3 protein-coding genes are annotated in these 3118 nt (G+C 39.3%); 2 read left to right on the forward strand and 1 reads right to left on the reverse strand.

Going from position 1 to position 3118, the window contains the following annotated elements; genetic code table 11:
- Window positions 1-68: 68 nt before the first annotated feature.
- A complete protein-coding gene (locus tag I6F53_RS19935) occupies window positions 69-380 on the forward strand; it encodes a hypothetical protein (protein WP_231616656.1) in 312 nt (103 codons plus the stop codon).
- 108 nt (window positions 381-488) lie between these two features.
- Here I6F53_RS19935 and I6F53_RS19940 read toward each other — a convergent pair whose 3' ends face one another.
- Window positions 489-2354, reverse strand: coding sequence for a TonB-dependent receptor plug domain-containing protein (locus tag I6F53_RS19940; RefSeq protein ID WP_197240912.1), 1866 nt, complete (start codon window positions 2352-2354; stop codon window positions 489-491).
- 180 nt (window positions 2355-2534) lie between these two features.
- On the opposite strand from I6F53_RS19940, the gene I6F53_RS19945 reads away from it, so the two are divergent.
- Window positions 2535-3023 carry a peptide-methionine (S)-S-oxide reductase gene (locus I6F53_RS19945; RefSeq protein WP_197240913.1) on the forward strand — a complete coding sequence of 163 codons (489 nt, stop codon included), beginning with the start codon at window positions 2535-2537 and terminating at the stop codon, window positions 3021-3023.
- The last annotated feature ends 95 nt before the right edge of the window (window positions 3024-3118 follow it).

Genomic DNA, 3118 nt, shown 5'->3' on the forward strand with positions numbered 1-3118 from the left:
GCCCAAAAGTAGGACCGTTCGAATTTCAAAAACTCGGTACACCATTAAGTCAAAACATGCTTAACTGAATGGTGTTAACACAATGTGCTGAACCAAAGCAGTATCCAAGTGGTCAGCATGATTTATGGGTAAAAGCGAGTGCTTCAAACCCTGATGTTTTAAACAGTCAAAAAGAAGCTTTTGTTAATTTTAACGTTAATTTAGATTCTGATAAAAGCTACATGCTAAATAGAAAAAGAGAGGGAGATAAAATTTCAATCTGGATACAAGAGGTTGAAACAGGTGCAGTTGTTTCCCCAGTTCTTACAGATGAACTTAGTCGCCCTCTACAAATTGATAATGAACTTAGAAAAAGACAATGTCGCTCTGGTTCAATATAAGTTGAGTAATCAAAATTTTTAATATTTAGTGCGCTGTATGTTTTTTACTAAATATTTATTCAGATACCTTTTTTTAATAAAGAGGTATCTGAATACGATAACTCACATCTACCAACTATACGTTGCACTTAACGTATATTGCTCACCGCGTCCTGGTGTCCCTGGTATTTCCTCAAACGATTCATCCCATAGGTTATCCGCAGCAAAGGTAATAAATAAGTTCTTTAGTATCGGCGGGGTGATTTTAAGCGTTAGCTGAGTAAATAAAGCGTTATTGTCACCGTTTCTAAGTGCGTTTTCGTGCTGTGTACGCCACTCGTTATCGACTCTAAATTCTAAAATATCAGTTGGATTCCAAACTGCGCCAAGTGTAAGGCGGTGATCCGGAAAGTTTAATGCATAAAAGCTGGCATCTATATCGGCAGCACCGTAGTTTTCTGATTTGTGCAAATAAGTGTAACTGGCTATCAGTTTTGCGGTATCGAAGTGTTTAGTGGCTAAAAACTCTATGCCGGTAGTATTAATATCTACTGGGTTTGCAAAACGTGCAGAGCTTGAATCAAAATTAAACGTCCAATCGGTTAAGTTATGGTCTTTACGATAAAAAATAGCCGAGTTTAGCTGCCAGCTTTGCTCTTCCATTAATAAACCTAGCTCTAAGTTTTTAGTGGTTTCGCGCTCAAGGTTATAATTACTTCTAAATAAACCGCCAGAATCACTGCCGCCAATGGCGGTATAACCCGCTACTTGGCTAGCCTGCGCGTACGATAAATAAAACGTGCGATCAAAACCTTTACTGTTTTGTGTATTGAGCGTTACATCACCAATAAGTGACAGTTCAGAGTCGTCTCTATTTGTATCGTCAAACGCAGCACCTAAGCGAAATGTAAGTTGTTTATTACCCTCAAGTGCCATTTTATACTCTGGCAATACACTCACTTTATAATAGTTACGCGAGGTAAAATTGTTTTCAAGCGTGGTCGATTCAATTGAATCGTCAATAAACTGCGCTGAGTAATTTACAGCAAATACATCACTTTGAGCATGGCGACCTGATAGCCCTAACGACTTAACTTCACTTTTATGAAATGCTTCAAATGCACTGGGGTTTTCGCGAGAGTAAATATAGTGATCGTTGTGCTTACGATAATAAGCCGACACTTCAAAATTACTATCCTGTGCATAATTTTGCTTATGGTTTAGCATCCAAAGGCGGGTTTCTAGGTCTTCGGTTTCGTTAACACCAAATGGGGTGTACAAATTTGGCCAACCAAAAAACTTATCTTGAGCACCAAAAAATAAATCTGTTTGAGATTGCGAGCCTAATAATTGAACACGACCAGCTGTACGCGTAAAATCGTGATCGCCAAAATCTATTGTTCCATCACTTTGTGAATGAGAATACTCCCCCTCAAAACCAAGTGTGTAGTTATTTAAGCTATCTAACTTAGTGCTCTTTGCGCCATGAATGCTTTGTAAGTTAAAGTCATTAGTGCCAGTACCAAACGATACACTGCCACCGGTAATAATTGGCTTCCAACCAAACGATACTGTGCCCACAGAGCTATTCATACCGTAAAGCGCGTTATCGGCACCTGTTAAAATAGCGGGGCTGGTAAGCATTTGCGGTGCAATAGGAATTTCAGCAAAGTAATGGCCAGATTGTGGGTCAAGTAGAGTAGCACTGCCGACTCTAAAGCCTGTATTTTCAAAAATACCACCGCGTATAGTTACATCGGCTTGCGCTTCAGCCATATTACGTGATTGCAAATCAACGCGCGGGTCGTATTCTAAATTAGATATTGGAGAGTCAAATGTACCTACAGGGAGTTTATTTGCAGTGGGCGATGTCTCAACAGTTATTTGTTCGATTGCTGATGGTTCTTCAGTTTTGTTAGTTACAGCTTCGCCGTAGGCAAAACTGCTCACGCTGCATAGCAGTGCAGGGAGTATAAAGTGGGGGATACGTTTCATGTTGTGTGTCTCATCTTTTTATATGCAGTTACGGTAACAATTAAACGCTAAACACATTTTTAAGGCGTGATAAAATAGCTAAATTGTGCAACTGCGATTTTGAGCGCGATTGTACATTAATATCTTAAAAACTGCATTTGATACTCATTCGCAATGTTAACTAATTTGGTAAAATTTATTATGAATATAAAACAACAAGATACTATTTACTTTGCTGGTGGCTGCCTGTGGGGCGTACAAGAGTTTTTAAAGCATTTACCGGGTGTAATTAACACTGAAGCTGGGCGTGCCAATGGCACAAGTACCGATACGCAAGGTGAGTACGATGGTTATGCAGAGTGCGTAAAAGTAACATTTGATTCTGAGACTGTTAGCCTTAATATGCTTTTTGACTACTTTTTTGAAATTATCGACCCATATAGCATTAATAAGCAAGGCGACGATGTAGGCCCCAAATACCGAACTGCCATTTATAGCAAAAGCCAAGATCATTTAAAGGTCGCTAGCAATTATATAAGCCAGCGAAGTGATGCCGATAAAATTGTGGTAGGGGTAGAGCTGCTAACTAACTACGTGCCGAGCGATCCTGAGCATCAAGACCGCTTAACTAATCACCCAGATGACTATTGCCACATACCGCCTGAGTTACTGCATAAGTATAAATCGTAAATTTAACACGGTGTTTTTGTAGATACCATCTCTCATTTTAAGCTTCAAGGTCGTATTTAACTTTCTTGGAGCTTAAACGCTTCTTGGTTTTTTAT

It is taken from the genome of Pseudoalteromonas sp. SWN29 (assembly GCF_015864465.1).
GTDB lineage: Bacteria > Pseudomonadota > Gammaproteobacteria > Enterobacterales > Alteromonadaceae > Pseudoalteromonas.

Coding starts and splice junctions, on each gene's coding strand:
- I6F53_RS19935 (WP_231616656.1), top strand. CDS start 69: ATGGTGTTAACACAATGTGCTGAACCAAAGCAGTATCCAAGTGGTCAG.
- I6F53_RS19940 (WP_197240912.1), bottom strand. CDS start 2,354: ATGAAACGTATCCCCCACTTTATACTCCCTGCACTGCTATGCAGCGTG.
- I6F53_RS19945 (WP_197240913.1), top strand. CDS start 2,535: ATGAATATAAAACAACAAGATACTATTTACTTTGCTGGTGGCTGCCTG.